16 protein-coding genes are annotated in these 20,886 nt (G+C 43.2%); 4 read left to right on the top strand and 12 right to left on the bottom strand.

Annotation, left to right across the window (positions count from 1 at the left end; genetic code table 11):
- Positions 1–107: 107 nt before the first annotated feature.
- Complete coding sequence (locus WA352_RS12595; protein WP_033133473.1) at positions 108–749, bottom strand: T6SS effector amidase Tae4 family protein; 642 nt, start codon at positions 747–749, stop codon at positions 108–110.
- Positions 739–1,269 carry a PAAR domain-containing protein gene (locus WA352_RS12590; protein ID WP_033133474.1) on the bottom strand — a complete coding sequence of 177 codons (531 nt, stop codon included), beginning with the start codon at positions 1,267–1,269 and terminating at the stop codon, positions 739–741. The genes WA352_RS12595 and WA352_RS12590 overlap by 11 nt, the downstream gene beginning before the upstream one ends.
- Before the next feature lie 403 nt (positions 1,270–1,672).
- Here WA352_RS12590 and WA352_RS12585 point away from each other — a divergent pair, with 403 nt between their 5' ends.
- Entirely contained in the window at positions 1,673–3,277 is a 1,605-nt protein-coding gene (locus WA352_RS12585; RefSeq protein WP_243307500.1) for a GMC family oxidoreductase, read from the top strand.
- A gap of 39 nt (positions 3,278–3,316) precedes the next feature.
- Here the strand turns inward: WA352_RS12585 and ntrR are convergent, their stop codons facing one another.
- The 3 genes from ntrR to WA352_RS12570 all read right to left on the bottom strand — a co-directional run bounded on the left by ntrR (position 3,317) and on the right by WA352_RS12570 (position 6,792).
- Entirely contained in the window at positions 3,317–4,072 is a 756-nt protein-coding gene (gene ntrR / locus WA352_RS12580; RefSeq protein WP_033133476.1) for an ADPR responsive transcriptional repressor NtrR, read from the bottom strand.
- 329 nt (positions 4,073–4,401) lie between these two features.
- Positions 4,402–5,889 (bottom strand): nicotinate phosphoribosyltransferase, encoded by a 1,488-nt coding sequence (locus WA352_RS12575; RefSeq protein ID WP_033133477.1) that lies wholly within the window; start codon positions 5,887–5,889, stop codon positions 4,402–4,404.
- An 18-nt stretch (positions 5,890–5,907) separates the two neighbouring features.
- On the bottom strand, positions 5,908–6,792 hold the full coding sequence (locus WA352_RS12570; RefSeq protein ID WP_033133478.1) for a phosphoribosyltransferase family protein: 885 nt from the start codon (positions 6,790–6,792) through the stop codon (positions 5,908–5,910).
- 356 nt (positions 6,793–7,148) lie between these two features.
- On the opposite strand from WA352_RS12570, the gene WA352_RS12565 reads away from it, so the two are divergent.
- Positions 7,149–8,324, top strand: a complete 1,176-nt coding sequence (locus WA352_RS12565; protein WP_005205683.1) for a zinc-binding dehydrogenase — start codon at positions 7,149–7,151, stop codon at positions 8,322–8,324.
- Between the two features lie 71 nt (positions 8,325–8,395).
- On the opposite strand, the gene WA352_RS12560 is transcribed toward WA352_RS12565, so the two are convergent.
- The 4 genes from WA352_RS12560 to betI all read right to left on the bottom strand — a co-directional run bounded on the left by WA352_RS12560 (position 8,396) and on the right by betI (position 13,121).
- On the bottom strand, positions 8,396–9,178 hold the full coding sequence (locus tag WA352_RS12560) for a TorF family putative porin (RefSeq protein ID WP_033133479.1): 783 nt from the start codon (positions 9,176–9,178) through the stop codon (positions 8,396–8,398).
- A gap of 65 nt (positions 9,179–9,243) precedes the next feature.
- Positions 9,244–10,938: a choline dehydrogenase gene (gene betA / locus WA352_RS12555; RefSeq protein WP_033133480.1), complete on the bottom strand. Its 1,695-nt coding sequence runs from the start codon at positions 10,936–10,938 to the stop codon at positions 9,244–9,246.
- Between the two features lie 91 nt (positions 10,939–11,029).
- On the bottom strand, positions 11,030–12,502 hold the full coding sequence (betB, locus tag WA352_RS12550; RefSeq protein WP_004804721.1) for a betaine-aldehyde dehydrogenase: 1,473 nt from the start codon (positions 12,500–12,502) through the stop codon (positions 11,030–11,032).
- Complete coding sequence (gene betI / locus WA352_RS12545; protein ID WP_004804724.1) at positions 12,495–13,121, bottom strand: transcriptional regulator BetI; 627 nt, start codon at positions 13,119–13,121, stop codon at positions 12,495–12,497. Before betI ends, betB begins: the two co-directional genes overlap by 8 nt.
- A gap of 264 nt (positions 13,122–13,385) precedes the next feature.
- Here betI and WA352_RS12540 point away from each other — a divergent pair, with 264 nt between their 5' ends.
- Together WA352_RS12540 and WA352_RS12535 are read left to right on the top strand one after the other, a co-directional pair.
- Positions 13,386–14,996 (top strand): BCCT family transporter, encoded by a 1,611-nt coding sequence (locus WA352_RS12540; protein ID WP_033133481.1) that lies wholly within the window; start codon positions 13,386–13,388, stop codon positions 14,994–14,996.
- Between the two features lie 117 nt (positions 14,997–15,113).
- Positions 15,114–17,174: a choline transporter gene (locus WA352_RS12535; protein ID WP_005312420.1), complete on the top strand. Its 2,061-nt coding sequence runs from the start codon at positions 15,114–15,116 to the stop codon at positions 17,172–17,174.
- A 52-nt stretch (positions 17,175–17,226) separates the two neighbouring features.
- Here the strand turns inward: WA352_RS12535 and WA352_RS12530 are convergent, their stop codons facing one another.
- From WA352_RS12530 to mqo, 3 genes are all read right to left on the bottom strand, one after another.
- Positions 17,227–17,682: a hypothetical protein gene (locus WA352_RS12530; RefSeq protein ID WP_171549344.1), complete on the bottom strand. Its 456-nt coding sequence runs from the start codon at positions 17,680–17,682 to the stop codon at positions 17,227–17,229.
- A 42-nt stretch (positions 17,683–17,724) separates the two neighbouring features.
- Positions 17,725–18,966, bottom strand: coding sequence for an MFS transporter (locus tag WA352_RS12525; RefSeq protein ID WP_033133483.1), 1,242 nt, complete (start codon positions 18,964–18,966; stop codon positions 17,725–17,727).
- Between the two features lie 79 nt (positions 18,967–19,045).
- A complete protein-coding gene (gene mqo, locus WA352_RS12520) occupies positions 19,046–20,686 on the bottom strand; it encodes a malate dehydrogenase (quinone) (protein WP_004804731.1) in 1,641 nt (546 codons plus the stop codon).
- Positions 20,687–20,886 lie beyond the last annotated feature (200 nt).

The raw sequence follows: 20,886 nt of genomic DNA, 5'->3' as shown, positions 1-20,886 counted from the left end.
TATACATGGCCTTTTATGTTTTAATAAGTTAATAAAAATTTCATGCGAAAGTTGCATTAAAACAATGATAATGATGAGACTTAAGATAGGGTATATAATCTTTTTTATCATTTGACCTCAAAAAATAATATTCGCTTGGATTGAGCATAATCCGTATATTGATATCGACCTATATTCATTCTATTTATACCAAAAAAGAATCTAGGTACTGTTGTCCAATTATTGGTTAGCCTAAAATTATTCCATAGATCTATATGTCCTCCAGAGGCAATATCTCTAAGCTCTTCTAGCCCATCTCTTTGCCAAAAGTCTCCAAAGTAAACAATTCCTGTACGGCCTTTAATTTTTTTCTGCCAATCTTTGCCAGTGATATCCTCCGCTGGGCCGATACCACAAACTGGACGTGTTTGTAACCACTGGGCAAATTCATTTGCTCTTGTTGAGGTGGGTAATCCTTTTAAAAGTAAGCGACCAATAGTTGCTTCATTTTTTTCTGGTTTTATTAGTTTTTCTGAGAAAGAAGTCATTTTTATACCAGTGCGATGAAATGTAACACTCATTCGAATTGCACATTGATTTTCAAACTCGTCAGGTATTTTTCCATTTACAGTATAAGGTGGAGTTTTGTCACCATAGTAATTATCCCATAACTCTTTAAATGTTATTGGCACAATACCCACCATACTACAAGCCGCAACAGAACCTCGTTTGGGATTTGTTTTAACAGTCCCCGATTGATTAACTGGCATCACCACCACGCTTGGTGAGTGCTTCTTCACCTAAATAGAGTTTATAAGAAGCATGTCCCTCGGTTTCAATCCGTGGCAGTTTCCCATCAGTACCAATTGTGCCTTGAAAGATTTTACCGTCAGCTGTTTCGATCAAGTAGGGCATACCTTCGGCAAAACTAAACTCAGCTGCCACTTGTTCATCGAAAACCTGAGGGCTGCTGGTATTGAGGAAGTTGCTAACAGCGGATGAACTATTCGGGCCTGTACCGATTCCGTTATCTCTCACCACAAGGCTTTGATTCGGGAAAAAGGTTGCGCCGCAAGTGGCTTTGTCACCTGCCATAATAATTGTTCTAGTGCCTGCCATTAAAAAGCCTTTGCCTGAGGATTGAGCTGTAGCCATCACTTGGCATTTGGGGCAATAGTGCTTCATTCCTTCTACATGTGCTGGAATCCCTTCAATGAGAAAGGTGTGATCTGCCTCTTGTACTATGCCACCGTGGTCTGTATGACAACCTTTGGTGATGAGTGCCTTCATTATTTTATCCAGTAAATAATATTCAGTTATTTGAAAAATTTGTTTTAATAAAACTAATAAGTGATTTATTTACTTGGTTTGGCTATTCAAAGTAAAGTGGAATGCAAACATTGTCCTGATGTGTTAAAGGAGTAAGTTTGAAGTGTTGATTGATGAGTCCATTCTGAGCCTTTTGCCAGTTTTAAATAGACATGAATGAATATTATTAGGAGGTGACTTATTGGCTTCTGAAAGATTGCATTTTTACTGCAAGGGCATTGCTTGATTTGGCTATTGCGCTTTGAGGATGATCCAGTTAAGTTGCTTATATTGATATGAATTGGTTAGACAACTACAACAGTATTTAAATGCCGTGTTCGGCATAATGCTTCCACTTTTTAAAAAGAAAAAACAGAGTATAGCGATGACAGAAACAGCTTTTGATTTTGTAATTATAGGTGGTGGTTCAGCAGGATCGGTACTGGCTGGGCGATTATCAGAAAATCCAAATATTTCGGTATGTTTATTAGAAGCTGGTGGTGATGGCAATAGTTGGTTGGTGAATACACCTTCAGCAGCAGTGATTAGTATTCCGACTAAAATTAATAACTGGGCTTTAGAAACCATTCCACAAAAAGGATTGAATGGCCGAAAAGGCTATCAACCGCGAGGTAAGTGCTTAGGTGGAAGTTCTGCCATCAATGCAATGGTGTATATCCGTGGACATCGCAGTGACTACGATCATTGGGCTGCTTTGGGTAATGCGGGATGGTCTTATGACGATGTTTTACCATATTTTATAAAATCAGAGCATAACGAGCGCATTCGTAATGAATATCATGGGCAGCATGGTCCACTTAATGTCAGTGAATTACGTTCAGATAATCCTTATCAAAAAACTTTTGTTGAAGCTGCGAAGCAGGTGAATTATCCACTCAATGATGATTTCAATGGTGCAGAACAAGAAGGACTCGGTGTTTATCAGGTCACGCAAAAAAATGGCGAACGCTGGAGTGCTGCCCGAGGTTATCTATTTCCTCATTTAGGCCAGCGCTCCAATCTACATGTGATTACCAAAGCTTTGGTGTCAAAAATTGTGATTGAAAATGGTCGTGCTGTTGGGGTCGAATATAAACACAATGAACAAAGCACAGTTGTTCGAGCCAAGAAAGAAGTCTTATTGTCAGCAGGAGCATTCCAGTCACCACAAATCTTGATGCTATCTGGTATTGGCCCACGTCAAGAGCTTGAAAAGCACGGTATTCCCGTTGTTAAAGATTTGGCGGGTGTGGGTGAAAACCTGCATGACCATCCAGACTTTATTTTTGCTTATAAGACCAAGCAAATGGAGGGAACCTTTGGGGTGTCAGTGGGTGGAAGCCTAGATCTAGTCAAGCAGATTGGACGTTATCGTAAAGAGCGTCGCGGTTTGATCACCACCAATTTTGCTGAGTGTGGTGGTTTCTTAAAAACTCGTCCTGAGCTGGATAAGCCAAATCTACAACTGCATTTCGTGATTGCGGTGGTGGATAACCATGCGCGCACCATGCATATGGGACACGGGATTTCATGCCACGTCTGTTTGTTGAATCCGCGTGCGCGTGGTTCAGTCAAACTCAGTGGTAAACATGTGGATGATCCATTGCTGATTGACTTTAAATTCCTTGAGGATGAACAAGATCTTCAGGATATGGTCGATGGTTATAAAGTCACGCAAAAGTTAATGAACGCACCCGCTTTAAGTGAAAAAATTAAAGAGGATATGTTTACCGCCAATGTGCAGTCTGATGATGAAATTCGTGAGATTTTACGCCAACGTGTCGATACGGTGTATCACCCAGTCGGCAGTTGTAAAATGGGTGTGGATGAGATGGCCGTGGTTGATCCTGAACTGAAAGTCTATGGTATTGAGGGACTGCGAGTTATTGATGCCTCCATTATGCCAACCGTGGTGAATGGTAATACCAATGCACCGACGATTATGATTGCTGAAAAAGCGGTGGACTTAATTCGTCAAACGTGGAAGTAAACTTAAACGATCAGTAATTGGAGCTAAGCTAGAAATATCTTAGCTCTTTTCATTTTCAGCGTTGTTGCGTGGCGTTTCCAACATACGTGGAAAGGTGAAGTTATAATTTTCCAGTGCATAGCGAAACAATTGAGCAGGGCGCTTGCCGACAATTTTTTGCTGTCCTGTTTCTTCAACTGCACCTGCTTCCTGCATACGCCGTCTGAATGATTTCTTTTCTAATGTATGACCTAAAATAATTTCATAAATGGTTTGTAATTCGGTCAGGGTAAAAAGCTCAGGCATGAGACTGGCGGGTAGAGCGGTGTAACGGGTTTTGTTGCCAAGGCGATCATAAGCGAGTTGGAGCAGTTGTTGATGATCAAAGGCTAAATCCAGTTGTAATGCTTGATCGATCGGAAGCCATTGACTATGCTCAGTGGTGTGACTTGCTTGAATTTCAAATTTGTCAAAATCAATCAGGGCAAAATATAAAGCGGTAATCGACCAGCCGCGTGGATCACGATGTTGATTGCCAATGGTTTCGACTTGTTCTAGGTAAGGGGAATGAATCCCTGTTTTTTCAAGTAGTTTGCGGTGTGCCGTTGCCATTAAGTCTGGGTCGGTTTTTAAATCGACAAAGCCACCCGGTAGCGCCCATTTGCCTTTTTCGGGAAAGTTGGAGCGCTGAATCATTAAGACTTGTAATTGACCTTTTGCCACAGAAAAAATTGCCATATCGACCGTAAACAGTGGGGTGTCATAGTCTGTTTTTTGGTAGTGGGCAAGGTATTCCTGTTCGGACGTATAGGTCATTTGGTGTTATCTCATGGATGAGTGAATCAAGTATAAAGGTTTTTATAGATTTGAATGTGCTGTTTATAAATGAAAAAACAGTTTAGCTTGTTTCGGCATAGCAACATTCGTCATCGAGAAATCAAAACTTTTGTGTATTGGCAATTGCATACTTTTGGGGATAAGGCCTAAGCAAAAACTGTTCATTGCTGCGGTTAGTTGATGCTGCATCCTGAGCCCAGTTCAAAATAGCATTCTGAATTTCGTGCAAGATTGTTAAATGGGCGGCATTCATGCCGCCTGTCATGATGTAACGTAGATGAACTGCAAATTAGAGGTCTTGATATTGCTTAGACCAATCTCTCCCGAATTTGATCGAGCGAGCATTCTCTTAACAATTGACCATTTTCAAATACTGTTTGCAGTGCCCCCATCTTCTCCTGTTCAAAGCTTTGTTGATCAAAGAGCTCAAAACCATTTTCGGTTTGTTCAACCCGTAATAAGCCCTTGGCTGATTTTTTAACACCCGAGTCGGTCACTGGATCTTTAAACAGTTCGCGACCGACGCCATTGACCTGCCCCCACGTGGCTTTTACAGCAAAACCAAAGCTATCGCGAGTCAAATAGTTATAGGTATAGCTGCCAATTCCAAAAACCAGATTGTTGGAAGCAAAGCCTTTGGCTTCCAAACCTTTTAAGATATTTTGTGCACGTTCTAGGGTAATTGAGTCACCATAGATTAAGCCAACACGCTCATTCAGTACTTTATAGCCTTGCGTTGTTTCTGTGCCGCCAAAAATCTCCCATAAACATTGCACTGCACCTTTATAAGCAGGACTATCTCGCTCAGCATCAGGATCGCCGCAGATAATTTTCACGGGATCACCTGAGTCAGGGCGAAACACCACTTTGGCGAGTCCGAGGGCATTCGGTTGGCGTTTTAAAATCTCTGCTTTTAATTCCACGCTAAACTCGGTAATCACACGCCAGAAATCCCAAGTATCTGAAACGATACTGACTACCCCAGCAGGATAAAGCTCACAGATCAGGCGTCTAAAGGTTTCGATTTCACTTTCTTCACTGCCCATACACATCACACTGTGTTCTGTTGCAGGCACTGAAACACCGATGACACCAGTGGCGTTATAATATTCTTCAGCATAGTCAATTGATGCAACTGAATCGGTACCGATAAAACTGGTCAAGTGCCCCACGCCTGATTGGGCTGCATCATAGATCCCACTCATCCCACGGCTACTAAAATCATGGCCTTGAACAGCAACAAAGTCTAAAGGTGCACCTGTTTTTTCTGCATATTGGGTCAACAAGCGTTTGTATTCATAGGCAATGCTGGCGGTGGTACAGCTTTTCCAGAGTTCGGCACTGAGCACGGTTTCAATATAGTTGGTTAACCAAAAGAAATTCGGATCAGTATTGATGATGGTCAATACTGGTACTTTGATATTGACGCGGCTACCTTCTGGCAAGGCTTTAATTTTTAATGGTAAATAACCAAGATCGTGCAAGGCTTCGATGTGCTCGACGGGCACAGCACCTTCACCTAAAGCGTTGTCCATACGGCGTTTATAGGCTGCCACCACTTTGGCTTTAGCTTGATTGAAGAAGCCTTCATTCCAAGTTTCAATCAGAAAGTGTTTGATAAAGCCTTGCAGACCAAAGAACACAATCTTGTCATCAAAGTCAGGCAGCATTTTGGCTAAACGTGATGAACGCGGGGTAAAGTTGGCATAGACGTATTCAGTTCCCACTGGATACTGGCGACGGTGGTCTGCTTTATAGAAATCAATTGCATTGAGTGGGTTAATTTTAATACTCATTTTTATCGGCCTTTTGCTTTAATCTTGATTTTGAAAATTGATGATATTGAGTTTGCTTGCTTCTGCTTGTGGCAGGCTATTGCTGGTAAAGAGCTGATCGACCAAGCCATCAAATACCGCGAGACCTTTGCTAAAAATGCCATGGGTGACATACAAAATAATGTTTTGGCAATTTAGGCTGCGTAGTTGTTTGGCAATACCAATAAAGGTGGCACCACCATCGCAAATATCATCGGTGATCACGGCTGTTTTTCCTGTCAAATCAGGGCTATCCACCGCCGTTGTTCTAATTTTGCCAGTGCTTGGATCACGTTTCTTTTCACAGTGAATCACTTCAATGGTCTGTTGGCGTTTCGGATTGATACCGTTTGCAATCGCTTGGGTGCGTTGTATTGCACCTGCATCAGGGCAGATCAATACCGTATTGTCGGCGCTTAAAATCTGCATTAATGCTGGGCTTTGCTGGATAATCTCAATCGGTTCAATATTGATTACCTGTTGGAAGCTGGTATTTTTGCGTAACAGCTCAAGGGTCACTGGGCTATGGCAATCCCACACCACAATTTTCTGACGTTGTCCCACAAATTTTTCGCTATTGCTATTCAATAGCTTGGTCATTAAATCTAGAGAGAAGGCCTGACCTTGTGCACAGATACGGTCTTGACGTGCATAGGGAAAATAAGGGATTTCCACCGAAAGGCGAGTGCCTTGTTCTAGTAACACATTTTCCAATAATAGATAATCCATCACATCTGTACTGTTCTGAAGTGAGGCTTTGATCTGCGTGTCAGCTTGTAATTGGTTCAATAACTCAGGTTGTAGTTGAATATGACGTTCACCACCTGAAAACTGCAAAAACTCGATGGGAACATTGGCTTGAGTTGTCATAAGTTGAATCGTCATTTTTAATTTCTCTTTTATAGTGGCTTAAAGCCAGTAAATATATAGTGTCATAAAGACACTATTAAATGCAAGGTTTAAATTTGATTGTTTTAATAAAAATAGGGAAGCAATTTAGAAAAATAGATTCATCTATTTGAAGTTAAAAGAGAATAATTTTTAAACTTTTTTTGAATCAATTGAGCGATTTTAAAATACATCATTTGCTGACTTTATTACTGCGATATATTGATATTTAGGTCATAGTTTTTGACAATTATCCTTGTCAGGATTGAGTCATGTGTTGTTTGCTTGGTACAGCAACGGGTCAAAGTGCTAAAAGCGAACAATGGGAATAAAACAAAAAAGGAAAGCATCCTATGAAATCTCTGATTTGTCATAACGCTGAGTTAAAACTGGAAGACAGCCTTCAATTGGTTCCTGCAAAGGGGCAAGTCTTACTTGAAGTGGTACGTTGCGGTATCTGTGGTTCTGATTTACACATGCAGCATCACTGTGATCATATGCATGATTTGGCAGCGCGAGTTGGCTTTAATGGGGTGGCAAAGTCCTCGGATAAATTGGTTTTCGGGCATGAGTTCTGCGGCAAAGTCTTGGATTACGGTCCAAAAACACGCCGTAAATTGAAAGCCGATACTTTGGTTTGTGCCATGCCCTTATTAAATGTCGATCCACAAGGCTATGTGCCGACGGGGCTGTCACCGAGTGCTTCAGGTGGTTATGCAGAACAGGTCTTAGTGCAATCCAGTTTGATGTTTGAAGTGCCGAATGGTTTAGATGCGGACAGTGCCGCACTGACTGAGCCGATGGCTGTTGCGCTGCATGCAGTACGTCGTAGTCGAATCAAGAAAAATGAGCCAGCGATTGTGATTGGCTGTGGTCCCGTGGGTTTGGGTGTGATTATTATGCTCAAAGCAGCGGGTGTCAAAACCGTAGTCGCCAGTGATTTTTCACCGAATCGCCGTCGCTTGGCCGAGCAGTGTGGTGCAGATATCTTGATTGATCCTAAACAGCAATCGCCATTTAGCAGTTGGAAAGAGCTTGGCTTATTGGGCAATGTCTCAGAAGCGATTAATATGGGCATGGGGATTTTTGATAAGGTTCAGACCTACTCATTACCGTGGGTGAATGCCATGCGTGTCGGGGATAAACTCGGGTTACTGCCAAAACGTCCGGTGATTTTTGAATGCGTGGGTGTGGCTGGGATCATGCAGCAGATCTTGGAGGGTGCACCTTTATTCTCACGTATTGTCGGAGTAGGGGTTTGTATGCAAAGTGATAAGATCGAACCTGCGTTGGCGATCAATAAAGAATTAGAAATCCAGTATGTGCTGGGTTATACCCCACTTGAGTTCCGTGACACCCTGCATATGATTGCGGAAGGTAAAGTTGATTGTTCACCATTGATCACGGGTGTGGTCGGTTTGGAAGGCGTCGGCAATGCGTTTGAGGCGCTGCGCGACCCAGAGCAACATGCCAAGATTTTGATTGATCCAAAACGTGCAGGTTCAACGATTGAACTGATCAAGCCTTAATATTCAAGATTCTAAAAAGCCGCTTTCAATGAAGCGGCTTTTTTATGTCAGAAGTCTTGATCCCGTTTGGATTAGAAACTTTTGGTCAATGACAGGGTTACGGTTGAATCAATCGGATTCGATACTTTGGCGTTGGGATTACCATTGCTGTATTGCTGATAAAAACCGTCTTTATCCCATGCTTTGCTATAGGTCAAGCTGCTTGAAAGGTTATATGGCAGTTCTTTGTTGACGGCAAAACTGGCATCTTGGAAGCTGGCTGCAGAAAAGTTTTTAATGCGTTGGTTGCCATAATGGGCATCGACAGACCAACCTTGCGTAATCGGTTGATGCCAATTGACATCCAAATACCCCGAGCCACGTGAATGCTTATTGTTGCCGACGCCCAAAGTATCCGAGTTATTGCCGAAATAATCTTGGGTATAGGTCATCGCATATTTAACGCTGAGTGGCCCATAGCTGATCTCAGGGATAATTTCCCCATAATCAAAACGGGTATGGCCGGTATCCGCAGTGGTTTTTGCCCCAGGATAATAGTAATAAGCGACTTTGGTGCCAACGGTGATATCACCAAAACTGTGGCTATAGCCAGTATATACATCCCACTCGACCGAGGCATCCCGAATAAAATGATCACTTACCGTCGATGCCCAAGTCCCTGCATAAAAACCGTTGGCATGGTTGTAATCCAGTCCACCTTGTAAGGCAGGTTTACCCCAAGTTTGTTGAAAACCGCGAGAAACGTATTGGCTGGCCGCAGTGATATTGGCCGAGTAGGGTGAAGGGGTTTCAGTGGCGTGGGTGCTTTGAAAGTAAAAAGCCAAAGGTGCAATTAAGAATAAAGTTTTTTTCATCATTTCTCCCTGAATGAAGTGAAACCCGAAGCTGAGCTTCGGGTATCCCCTGAGGAATATCTTCCTTATAGTATTGGACGTAACGGCGCTTGACGTACAGGTGCTGTACCCGCTTTGTAATAACCCGCTTCAGAGCGAGGGAGTTTCTTGCCACGGATTTTATCGGCAATTTTTTCTGCGATCATAATGGTGGTGGCATTCAGGTTACCAGTAATGATCAGTGGCATGATGGAAGCATCAACCACACGTAAGCCTTGTACGCCATGAACGCGACCTTGACCATCGACTACGGCCATATCGTCTTCGCCCATCTTACAGCTACATGATGGGTGAAATGCTGTTTCGGCATGGGTGCGGACGAATTCATCTAGTTCTGCATCGGTTTGGATATGTTTACCCGGACTGATTTCTTCACCACGATATGGATCAAGTGCAGGTTGCGCCATGATTTCACGGGTGATACGGATCGCATCACGGAATTCACGCCAGTCTTGTTCAGTTGACATGTAGTTGAACAGAATACTTGGATGCTCAAACGGATCTTTTGATTTCAGCTTGATACGACCACGCGACGGTGAGCGCATTGAACCGACATGGGCTTGGAAGCCATGCTCTTTTACTGCATTACTACCGTTGTAGTTAATCGCAACAGGTAAGAAGTGATATTGGATATTCGGCCAGTCAAACTCTTCCGAGCTACGGATAAAGCCACCCGCTTCGAACTGATTGCTCGCGCCAACGCCAGTGCCATTGAATAACCATTCAGCACCGATTGCAGGCTGGTTATACCATTGCAGTGCAGGGTAGAGTGATACAGGTTGCGTACATTGGTATTGCAAGTACATTTCTAAGTGGTCTTGCAGGTTCTCACCTACGCCCGGCAAGTCATGCACGACATCAATATCCATCGATTTCAGGAAGTTGCTTTCACCCACACCTGAGCGTTGCAAGATTTGTGGCGATGCAATTGCACCTGCACAGAGCAAGACTTCACGTTTCGCTTGTGCCTGTTTCATATTGGCTTTGTCTGCACCAATAATATATTCCACACCCACGGCCTGTTTTTGATTGAACAGGATGCGGTTGGTGGTGGCATGCGTGACGATGGTCAAATTCGGACGACCTTTGGCTAGATCCAGATAACCACGGGCTGTACTAGAACGGCGACCTTTTGGGGTCACAGTACGGTCCATTGGGCCAAAGCCTTCTTGTTGATAACCATTTAAGTCATCGGTACGTGGGTAACCTGCCTGTACGCCTGCTTCAACCATGGCATGGAATAAGACATTGTTGCCATTTTTAGGGGTTGCGACGGATACTGGACCCTTGTCACCGTGGTAGTCATTACCACCGATATCACGAGTTTCGGCTTTTTTGTAATACGGCAAGCAGTCTGCATAGGTCCAGTCTTCCAGACCTTTCATTGTTGCCCACTGATCCAAGTCCATGGCATTACCACGGATATAGCACATGCCGTTAATCAGAGAAGAACCACCTAAGCCCTTACCACGACCACACTCCATACGGCGATTGTTCATGTGTGGTTCAGGATCGGTTTCATAGGCCCAGTTATAGCGACGACCTTGTAAAGGAAAAGCCAAAGCAGCTGGCATTTGAGTACGGAAATCTAAACGGTAGTCTGGACCACCTGCTTCCAATAATAAAACAGTCACGTCTTTGTCTTCAGTCAGACGTGTTGCGAGCACATTTCCGGCAGATCCTGCGCCAATGATAATGTAGTCATATGCTTGAGTATTCATCGTTATCCCTTTTTCTATTCTTGAGGATGCCGATGCAATCATGGGATTGCTCGGCATTGAGGATTAATTTTGAGGGTGAAAGCTAAGGGCATTAGAAAATGCTGTGATACTCACCCAACTCAACTTGAACGGATTTGATACGGGTGTAATGACCCAAAGTGGTTAAGCCATTTTCACGGCCAACACCAGATTGCTTGTAGCCACCGACTGGCATTTCCGCAGGCGATTCGCCCCAGGTATTGATCCAGCAGATACCTGCTTCAAGTTGATGAATCATGCGATGCGCTTTGGTGATGTCTTGTGTCACAACACCTGCGGCTAAGCCAAAGGTGGTGTCATTGGCACGACGGATTACTTCTTCCTCAGTTTCATAGCTGAGAATGCTCATCACTGGGCCAAAGATTTCTTCTTGCACAATTGCCATATCATCTTGGCAGTTGCTGAATACCGTCGGGAGTACATAAGCACCTTTGGCTAAGTCGCCTTCAGTGGCACGGCCACCACCGATCAACAGTTTTGCACCTTGCTGTTTGCCTGACTCAATGAAAGACAACACTTTTTCCATATGCGGGAAACTGGTGAGAGGTCCGAAATTGGTTTGCTCAGCCATCGGATCACCGATACGGATACGTTTTACCCGTTCCACAACGGCTGCTTCAAAGTCAGCAAGCAAGGCTTTTGGTACAAACACACGGGTACCATTGGTGCAGACTTGACCTGAGCTAAAGAAGTTTGCCATCACTGCGATATCCGCAGCGCGGTCGAGGTTGGCATCATCACAAATAATCAGGGGGGATTTACCGCCCAGCTCCATCGTGACTTCTTTCAAGGTTGAACCCGCAGCACTGGCCATCACTTTCTTGCCTGTTTCGACACCACCCGTGAACGAGATTTTTTCAATCACAGGATGTTCAGTTAACCATTGACCGATATCACGACCCGCACCTTGGACCACGTTAAATACGCCGTCTGGTACGCCCGCTTCGGTATAGATTTCAGCAAGTTTAAATGCAGTCAGTGGGGTGGTTTCGCTTGGTTTGAAAATCATGGCATTACCCGCTGCTAGGGCAGGCGCAGATTTCCACATGGCGATTTGAATTGGATAGTTCCAAGCACCGATACCAGCCACTACACCGAGGGGTTCACGACGAGTATAAAAGAAGCTTGATTCGCGCAGTGGCACTTGCTCGCCTTGAATCGCGGTTGCAAGACCTGCGTAGTATTCGAGTACATCTGCGCCTGTTACGATATCCACAGTTGAGGTTTCGCTATAGGCTTTACCGGTATCGAGGGTTTCGAGCTGGGCAAGTTCGTCATTACGTTCACGTAAGATATCAACTGCACGACGTAAGATGCGTGAACGCTCCATCGCCGTCATCGCTGCCCAGATTTTTTGGCCTTGTTGTGCGCTTTGAACAGCCGCTTCAATGTCTTGTTGTGATGCTTGTTGAAGTGTTGCGATCACTTCACCGTTGGCAGGGTTAATGCTGTTAAATGTTTTGCCACTGGTCGCTGCGACATAACGTCCGTGGATATATAACTGGTGAACTTGTGCATCACTCATTCTGTTTCTCCTGCAAAGGCTTGTTCGCAAATTGAATTTGCGTTTTTACATAATCGTAAGCAATGGAACGGGCCAGTTGGCTGTCAAACTCGTCGTGACTACTTAAACTGCCGCGTAACCATAATCCGTCAATCAAAGCTGCTAATCCGCGAGCAGCGATGCTTGCCTGTTGTTTATCATCGACCAACATAAGAAAATAATGTTTCAAGTTGGAATACAGGCGTTGATCATTAATTCGTTGTAAACGTCCAAGTTCGGGAAGGTGCATACTGGCAGACCAAAAGTCTAACCAGACCCGCATGGCTTGTTTGTTGACCTGACTGATATCGAAGTTGGAATCAATAATGGCCTTGATCTGGCTTTCTGGATGCGTATCTGCTTCGGCTTTGTATTGGTCAGTCTTTTGACGCAAAACGTTGAGCATTTCTTGCATACAGGTATTGATCAATCCCTGTTTGTCACCAAAATAGTGACTCACAATACCAGTCGATAGTTCGGCCTTTTTTGCAATCTGTGCAATGGTGGTATTGGATAACCCCACTTCAGAAATTACATAAAATGCGGCGCTAATAATTTCTTCACGTCGCACATGCTCTGGTTTTACTCTACGCTTTGTCATGCTTATCCATTTAAAGCCCTGCCAAGGTGCTTTTTATTCAACATTTCTCGATGTAGAGCATCATAACATTTTTTTATCATACTTTTTATTGATTGAACGTTCAATCAATAAAAAGTATAATCTGTAAAAATCAATGAATTTTTGATTGGAAAGAATAGAAGTAGCGTAATAAATCAAAGATTCTTATGGATAAGGCGATAAGCAGAATTGAACACTTATCACATTATTTTTTAAGAAAAAACACCAATTGCAAGGAGCAAGAACATGGTGTCAGAAAGTAATGAAGGGTCCCCATCTGAACCTATACGTTTAAATTTGTTTGTTTTTTGGAGCTCCGCAATCAGTATCGGCATTTTTGGCCTATTGTTTGTGTTGTTTCCACAGCGCAGTCAGTTCTGGTTAACCTATATACAAGGGCAGGCCAATCAATTATTTGGCTGGTACTACATGCTGGTGATTGTAGTTTGTTTAGGTTTTGTCGCATGGCTGGCTTTTTCTCGGGTTGGGCAGATTCCTTTAGGTAAAGATGACGATAAACCTGAGTTTGGCTATCTGGCTTGGGTGTCGATGCTGTTTTCCGCAGGAATCGGGATTGCGCTGCTGTATTACGGTGTAGCTGAACCCGTTGACCATTTTATTCGACCGCCAGAAGGTCAGGGTGGAACCATTCAAGCCGCACGTGATGCCATGATGTATAGCTTTTTACATTGGGGCATTCATGGTTGGGTGTTGTATGCCTTATTGGGTGTGACACTCGGTTATTTTGCTTTTCGTCAGAACTTGCCATTGGCGTTGCGCTCTGCGCTGTATCCAATCTTTGGTGAACGTATTCATGGTTTGATCGGTGATTTTGTCGATGGTTTTGGGATTTTAGCCACAGTCATTTCTTTGGTGACGAATCTCGGTATTGGTGCTTTGGTACTGGTTTCGGGTGTACATTATCTCTTGCCTGAGATTCCAAATAACCAAACCACTCTAATTACGGTGGTGTTGCTGATGATGTCAGTTGCGACCATTACCACTGTGGTCGGGATTGAAAAGGGCTTGGCTTGGTTATCGCGTATCAATTTGCGTTTGCTCTATGCGCTCTTGCTGTTTGTATTCCTTACAGGACCAACCAACCATTTGCTCAATGGATTAGTACAGAACGTGGGTGATTATCTCGATCATTTTCTAGCGAAGAGCTTTGATATGTACCTCTACAATGCCAAAGCAGGTGAGTGGTTAGGTTCATGGACAGTGTTCTATTGGGCATGGTGGATTGCATGGGCGCCATTCGTAGGTATGTTTATTGCGCGTATTTCCAAAGGCCGTACCATTCGTGAAGTTGTGCTCGGTGTCTGTCTGATTCCATTAGGTTTTACGTTGGCTTGGATCTCGATTTTTGGTAACACCGCAATCTATTTTATTTTGGAACAAAAGCAAAAAATCTTAGGTGATCTGGTGTTAACCGATCCTGCTTTGTCCTTATTTAAGCTTCTCGAATTTCTACCATTCAATCCTTATGTTGCTGGGATTGTTGTTGTGATTTGTTTCGTATTGTTTTTGACCCCTGTGGGTTCTGGTACACTCATGATCGCAAATCTGTCCTCGAAAGGGGGTAGCAATGAAAGTGACTCACCGATTTGGTTGCGAATTTTCTGGTCTGTGGTGATTACCATTGTCAGTATCGGGCTGCTGTTGGCAGGGAGTTTTCACTCTATGCAAAGCGCTGTGGTGCTGTGTGGTTTGCCATTCTCCGTTATTATTTTGCTGTATATGTTTGGCTTGGCCAAAGCACTGAAACAGGATCAATTTAGTCCTACACCACCGCAAGTGATAACGCAGGTAACTCAGTCATCACATCACACCACTGAAAAATCAGAAATATTGTAATTCGGGTAAATAACTTTTGTTTTTCATTTTCTATTCAGATATGTCTTTTCATTGATCTCGTGATGAAAAGACGTGGATGAATATTTTCTTTTTCTTCTCTAACTCCCTGAGGATTGTATGGCGACAGATAATCCAAGAGCGGTTGATGATGCTACATTAGCGAATAAAGACCATTTAAATCGTGTGGTCTTCTATGTTTCAGCTCTACTTATTTTAACATTTGCACTTGTTACGATTTTATTTAACGATTTTGCCAACCATTTACTCAACGTGGTGCTGGCTTGGGTCAGTGATAAATTCAGCTGGTATTACCTATTAGCTGCAACATTGTATTTAATCTTTGTGGTTTTTATTGCTTGCTCACGTTATGGCGATATCAAACTTGGTCCTAAGCATTCCAAACCTGAGTTTAGCTTACTCAGTTGGTCAGCGATGTTGTTTGCGGCGGGGATCGGAACAGATTTAATGTTCTTCTCTGTTGCAGAACCTTTATCTCATTATATGAATCCGCCTGTGGGTGAAGGTCAAACCTATGAAGCTGCGCGTCAGGGTATGGTTTGGACGCTGTTCCACTATGGTTTAACGGGTTGGGGCATGTATGCGCTGGTCGGGATGGCCTTGGGCTACTTTAGTTATCGCTATAACCTACCTCTCACCATTCGTTCCGCGCTCTACCCAATTTTTGGTAAAAAAATTGATGGTCCAATTGGGCATAGTGTAGATATTGCAGCAGTTATCGGGACCATCTTTGGTATTGCCACCACCTGTGGTATCGCCGTCGTCCAGATCAATTATGGTTTGCATGTCTTATTTGGTTGGCCTGAAAACCTGTTGATTCAGTCGGCACTGATTTTGGTTGCTGTGATTGTCACCATTATTTCGGTGACAGCTGGGGTCAATAAAGGTATTAAGGTTTTATCTGAAATCAATATTTTTGCCGCAATTGGCTTAATGTTGTTTGTCTTGTTCTTGGGCAATACCGGATTTTTACTCAATGCATTGGTACAAAACTTTGGTGACTACATCAGTCGATTCCCAAGTTTGGCCTTGGAAAGTTTTGCCTTTGATCAGCCTAAGGATTGGATGAATAGCTGGACCTTGTTCTTCTGGGCATGGTGGGTAGCTTGGTCACCTTTTGTCGGTCTGTTCTTGGCGCGGATTTCCCGTGGTCGTACCATTCGTGAATTTGTTTGCGGTACCTTAATTATTCCATTGTTGTTTACCATCACATGGTTATCTATTTTTGGAAACAGTGCTTTATATAACGTCATTTTTGAAGGCAATACGGCACTGGCTCAAACGGTTCTAACTGATCCTGCGCATGGTTTTTATGACCTATTGGCGCAATATCCGTGGTTTGCATTTATTGCAGGTGTGGCGACGATTACAGGTCTGTTGTTCTATGTAACCTCTGCCGATTCTGGTGCGTTGGTTTTAGGGAACTTCACCACTAAATTTTCCAATGTTGATAATGATGCGCCACGCTGGTTAAGAGTGTTTTGGGCAACGGCAATTGGCTTGCTCACCTTGGCAATGCTGATGGCAAACGGGATTACCGCGCTACAAAGTGCTACGGTAATCATGGGCTTACCCTTTAGTTTTGTCATGTTGTTGGTGATGGCGGGTCTGTACAAGTCTTTGCGTCTGGAAGATTATCGGAAGGCGAGTCGTAGTATGAATGCAGCGCCCGTGGTCGGAAACGTGGATATCCTGAACTGGAAAAAGCGTTTAGCCCGTGTGATGCATCACCCAGGTACCAGTGAAACCCAACGCATGCTTGATAGTGTCTGTGAGCCTGCAGTACGCACAGTTGCCGATGAACTGGTTAAACGTGGTATGCAAGTCGATGTCACCCAAACAGCATTGGAAGACAACGATGCACTCTATCATTTAGATTTAACCATCTACTTGGAAGAAGAGCACAACTTCGTTTATCAAATTTGGCCGGTACGTTATATCGCGCCTAACTTCAGTGAACGTGGTAAACGCGGTAAGCAGTTCTACTACCGTCTGGAAACCTTCTTGTATGAGGGTTCGCAGGACAATGATCTGGTTGGATACACCAAAGAACAGGTGATTAACGACATTCTTGATAAGTACGAACGGCATATGACTTTCTTGCATATCAATCGTATTAGTCCCGGAAATCGTCCTTTGTATCCAGACTCTCAAGATTAGTCTGCTGAATAATAAAAAACCTCACGTGAAGTGAGGTTTTTTATTGGCCTGATTATAAGGCGCCATATTTTTGCCATGTTTCACCCGTTTCATAGGTTTCATAGTGGCTTTTGAGTTCATGCAGCGATTGGGTCTGGTAGATCGCAAAGATGATCATGATCAAGAATAAGCTGATCAATTTAATGGCGCGTTTATTCTTATATTCATCTGAATAGAGGTAGAAAATACAATAGAAGGCAATCATCAAATAGGTGCAAAACAGTGAGTTAAACACCAGATAAATCAGCAAGGCAGCGGTCGTCACCAAAGCAATTCGGTTTTTTAAAATCGTTGGGCGCAAGCTCAGAATGTTCAATATCAAAAGGCCAAACGAGGTCCAGAATAGATAGGCATGCCCACCGATAATGACGATATAGGTCGATTGCAGCCACAGCAAGACCAGCCATACAAAAACGGAAAAAATAATAAATTTAGAGAGGCCTGAAGACGCGGGCAAAGTATGTTTCATATGACATTGAATTTTAAAATAACTATTTGTTTAATACGGGGATTAAAAACGGAACTTCAATAAATCTTTGGTCTTGAGCTTGGTTAAGACAACGCAGAGCAAAGACAGTGAACCACCCATCAACATTGCAGGAATCACGCTGAAAAAGCGCGTCATCACACTGGATTGCAACGCACCAAGCTCATTACTCGAGGTGACAAAAATGCCATTAATGGCAGCGACACGTCCAAGCATGTCCTTGGGTGGAATCAGTTGCAGAATCGTTTGACGAATGACAATGTTTATACTGTCACATGCTCCCATAATAATGAGAACTGCGACTGAAAAATACAGCTGTCTGGTAACAGCAAATAACAAGGTACACAGGCCAAAGCCTGTCACTGCTATCAACATCATCTGCCACGGTCTAGATTTTGGTGGATAGCGAATTAAAATGATCATCATCACCAATGCGCCAAAAGCAGGTGCCGCGCGTAATAGACCAAAACCATCTGCACCGATATGTAAAATATCTTGGGCAAAAATGGGCAAGAGCGCGATGATGCCACCAAAAAAAACTGAGCTCATATCGAGAAACATCGCCCAAAAAATAATTTTAGTTTTAAAAATAAAATGCAGCGCTTCTTTTAGACTCTGAGTTACTGACTCTGTTTGGATTTGAGGAAAATCTCGTTTTTGCAAACACCAGAGGGCAATACTACCACTTAAAAAAAGTGCCACGATGACGCTAAACGTAATATCTAAATCCAGATGAGCCAACAGGAAGCCACCAATGACGGGAGAGAGAATACCACTGGCTTGCCAGCACATGCTGGTCCAAGTGGCGGCATTGGTATACAAATGCTCCGGTACGACAAAAGGACGTAAAGAATTAAAGCAGGGACTGTATATGCCGCGAATACAGCCAAATAAAAACAGAATACTCAAGCATGAGATTAATAATAAATTTGCACTGATGGTTTGAGTGTGGAAAAGATCAAAGCTTATCCACAAAGCAAATGATAAGGGGATGGCAAAGCTAAAGCTGATCTGCAAAATACGCTGCCGATTAAAACGGTCAGCAATATAACCACCCCACAAAGAGAGGACGAGAAAGGGCAAAAAATCCATGATCCCGACCAAGCCGAGGATAAGCGGATTCTTGGTAATTTGATATAGATAATACGCGATCAGCACTTCCTGAATCAGCACCGCAAACGTTAGGCAGCATTGATTGATGGTCAATAACGTGAAGTCACGACTGGCAAATGCAGCAAAAGCAGAATGAGGTACAGCAGAGGACATAAGGCGTAGATTTAAAACATACAAATAAAGAAAAAGGGAAGAGCTGAAACTCCTCCCTTTTTGATGTGCTTAGCGTTACTTATTGAGCAACAGCTTCAGCTTTAACAACTTTCTTAGCAGGAACTAAGTTTGCTGGAGTCGTATAGTTCAAGCCTAAAGTTGAACTTGAGTACTGACGGATTTGATCTAACAACGCTGGATCGGTTGAAAGGTCTTTACCATAAGAACGTACGATTTCATGTAACTTAGCATTCCATACACCTTTGGTTTGCTCAGGGAATGCTTTTTCAAGCAAGTTAAGCATGATGTAAGGTGATGTAGACGCACCCGGAGAAGCACCTAACAATGCAGTTACAGACTTATCTTTAGATGCAAAGATTTCTGTACCGAATTGCAATTTAGCAGGTTTGCCCGGCTCTTTTTTGATGATCTGAACGCGTTGACCACCTTGTTGTAAATGCCAGTCTTTTGGATCAGCTTCAGGGTAGTATTTTTTCAACTCATTGAAACGATCTGCATCAGACATTAACACTTGGCTTACGAGGTACTGAACAAGATCAGCATTTTGTAGACCAATTGCAGCCATAGGCAACACGTTGTTTTTGTTGGTCGATGCAAGCAAATCAAGCTGTGAACCATTTTTCAGGAACTTGTTTGAATAAGTTGCGAATGGGCCAAACAACACATATTTTTTACCGTCGATATAACGAGTATCGATATGTGGTACAGACATCGGAGGCGCGCCAAGATCAGCACGACCATAGACTTTCGCTGTGTGTTTTGCTGTTACTGCTGGGTTGTCAGTTACAAGGAACTCACCACCTACAGGGAAGCCAGCATATTGTTGCGCTTCTGGTAAGCCAGTCATTTGCAATAATTTAATTGCAGCACCGCCTGCACCAATAAACACAAAGCGTGTTTTCACATGATCAACTTTGCCAGATTTCAAATCTTTGAAAGCCACAGACCAAGTGTTGTCATCGTTTTTGCTGATACCCGTCACTTCAGTTGAAGTGCTGAGTTTGAAGTTTGGACTCTTTTCAAGGTTGCCAATCAACTGCTTGGTGATTGCACCGTAGTTCACGTCAGAACCAACGTCCATACGAGTTGCAGCCACTTTTTGTTGAGGATCACGACCGTCCATCACCAATGGTGCCCATTGTTGAATTTCAGCTTTGTCTTCACTCAATTTCATGCCAGCGAATAACGGGTTTTGAACCATGGCTGCATAACGCTTTTCCATGAAATTCACGTTATCGCCCCATACGAAAGCAATGTGGGGTACTGGGTTAATGAAGGTATTTGGTGTTTCGAGTACACCTTGCTTCACTTGGTATGCCCAGAACTGTTTGGCAATTTCAAACTGACCTGCCACGTTTACAGCTTTAGAAATGTCCATTTTACCGTCTTTTTCTTCGGTATAGTTCATTTCCATAAAGCCTGAGTGGCCTGTACCCGCGTTGTTGAAACCGTTTGAACTTTCTTGTGCAACAGCATCAAGACGTTCATACATGCGGATATTCCAGTCGGGTTGTAATTCGTTGAGGTAAGTACCTAAAGTGGCACTCATGATCCCGCCGCCGATGAGTACAACATCGACAGTTGGTTCGTTACTGGTGGTTTTAATTGCCTTAGACGCAACTGGTCTAAAAAGAAAGGCAATTGCAATAATAATTAATACTACGAGTAGTACTAATAAATATTTCCAAAATTTTTTCATTCAATTTACCTTAAAAATTAAATGACGCTCTATATGACAAGCGATATAGAGAGAAAGAATTTAAATGATGATACAGGCGCAATAAAGGCACATCAGTACGGCAAGGGATCGCCTTAACACTGATGTTGAAGAAGTTAGTTCATGAATTTTACTTTAATTTAGACGGTATTTTGGTTGAACTAATGTTTCAAAATGTACAA

Origin of the sequence: Acinetobacter sp. 102 (genome assembly GCF_037028485.1) — a bacterium.
GTDB classification, from domain to species: domain Bacteria; phylum Pseudomonadota; class Gammaproteobacteria; order Pseudomonadales; family Moraxellaceae; genus Acinetobacter; species Acinetobacter higginsii.
The sequence above is the reverse complement of the archived record's forward strand: the minus strand, read 5'-3'. Positions and strand labels throughout refer to the sequence as shown.

Coding starts and splice junctions, on each gene's coding strand:
- betB (WP_004804721.1), bottom strand. CDS start 12,502: ATGAGTGATGCACAAGTTCACCAGTTATATATCCACGGACGTTATGTC.
- WA352_RS12585 (WP_243307500.1), top strand. CDS start 1,673: ATGACAGAAACAGCTTTTGATTTTGTAATTATAGGTGGTGGTTCAGCA.
- WA352_RS12525 (WP_033133483.1), bottom strand. CDS start 18,966: ATGTCCTCTGCTGTACCTCATTCTGCTTTTGCTGCATTTGCCAGTCGT.
- WA352_RS12570 (WP_033133478.1), bottom strand. CDS start 6,792: ATGACGATTCAACTTATGACAACTCAAGCCAATGTTCCCATCGAGTTT.
- ntrR (WP_033133476.1), bottom strand. CDS start 4,072: ATGACCTATACGTCCGAACAGGAATACCTTGCCCACTACCAAAAAACA.
- WA352_RS12575 (WP_033133477.1), bottom strand. CDS start 5,889: ATGAGTATTAAAATTAACCCACTCAATGCAATTGATTTCTATAAAGCA.
- WA352_RS12535 (WP_005312420.1), top strand. CDS start 15,114: ATGGCGACAGATAATCCAAGAGCGGTTGATGATGCTACATTAGCGAAT.
- WA352_RS12540 (WP_033133481.1), top strand. CDS start 13,386: ATGGTGTCAGAAAGTAATGAAGGGTCCCCATCTGAACCTATACGTTTA.
- WA352_RS12565 (WP_005205683.1), top strand. CDS start 7,149: ATGAAATCTCTGATTTGTCATAACGCTGAGTTAAAACTGGAAGACAGC.
- betA (WP_033133480.1), bottom strand. CDS start 10,938: ATGAATACTCAAGCATATGACTACATTATCATTGGCGCAGGATCTGCC.
- WA352_RS12590 (WP_033133474.1), bottom strand. CDS start 1,269: ATGAAGGCACTCATCACCAAAGGTTGTCATACAGACCACGGTGGCATA.
- betI (WP_004804724.1), bottom strand. CDS start 13,121: ATGACAAAGCGTAGAGTAAAACCAGAGCATGTGCGACGTGAAGAAATT.
- mqo (WP_004804731.1), bottom strand. CDS start 20,686: ATGAAAAAATTTTGGAAATATTTATTAGTACTACTCGTAGTATTAATT.
- WA352_RS12530 (WP_171549344.1), bottom strand. CDS start 17,682: ATGAAACATACTTTGCCCGCGTCTTCAGGCCTCTCTAAATTTATTATT.
- WA352_RS12560 (WP_033133479.1), bottom strand. CDS start 9,178: ATGAAAAAAACTTTATTCTTAATTGCACCTTTGGCTTTTTACTTTCAA.
- WA352_RS12595 (WP_033133473.1), bottom strand. CDS start 749: ATGCCAGTTAATCAATCGGGGACTGTTAAAACAAATCCCAAACGAGGT.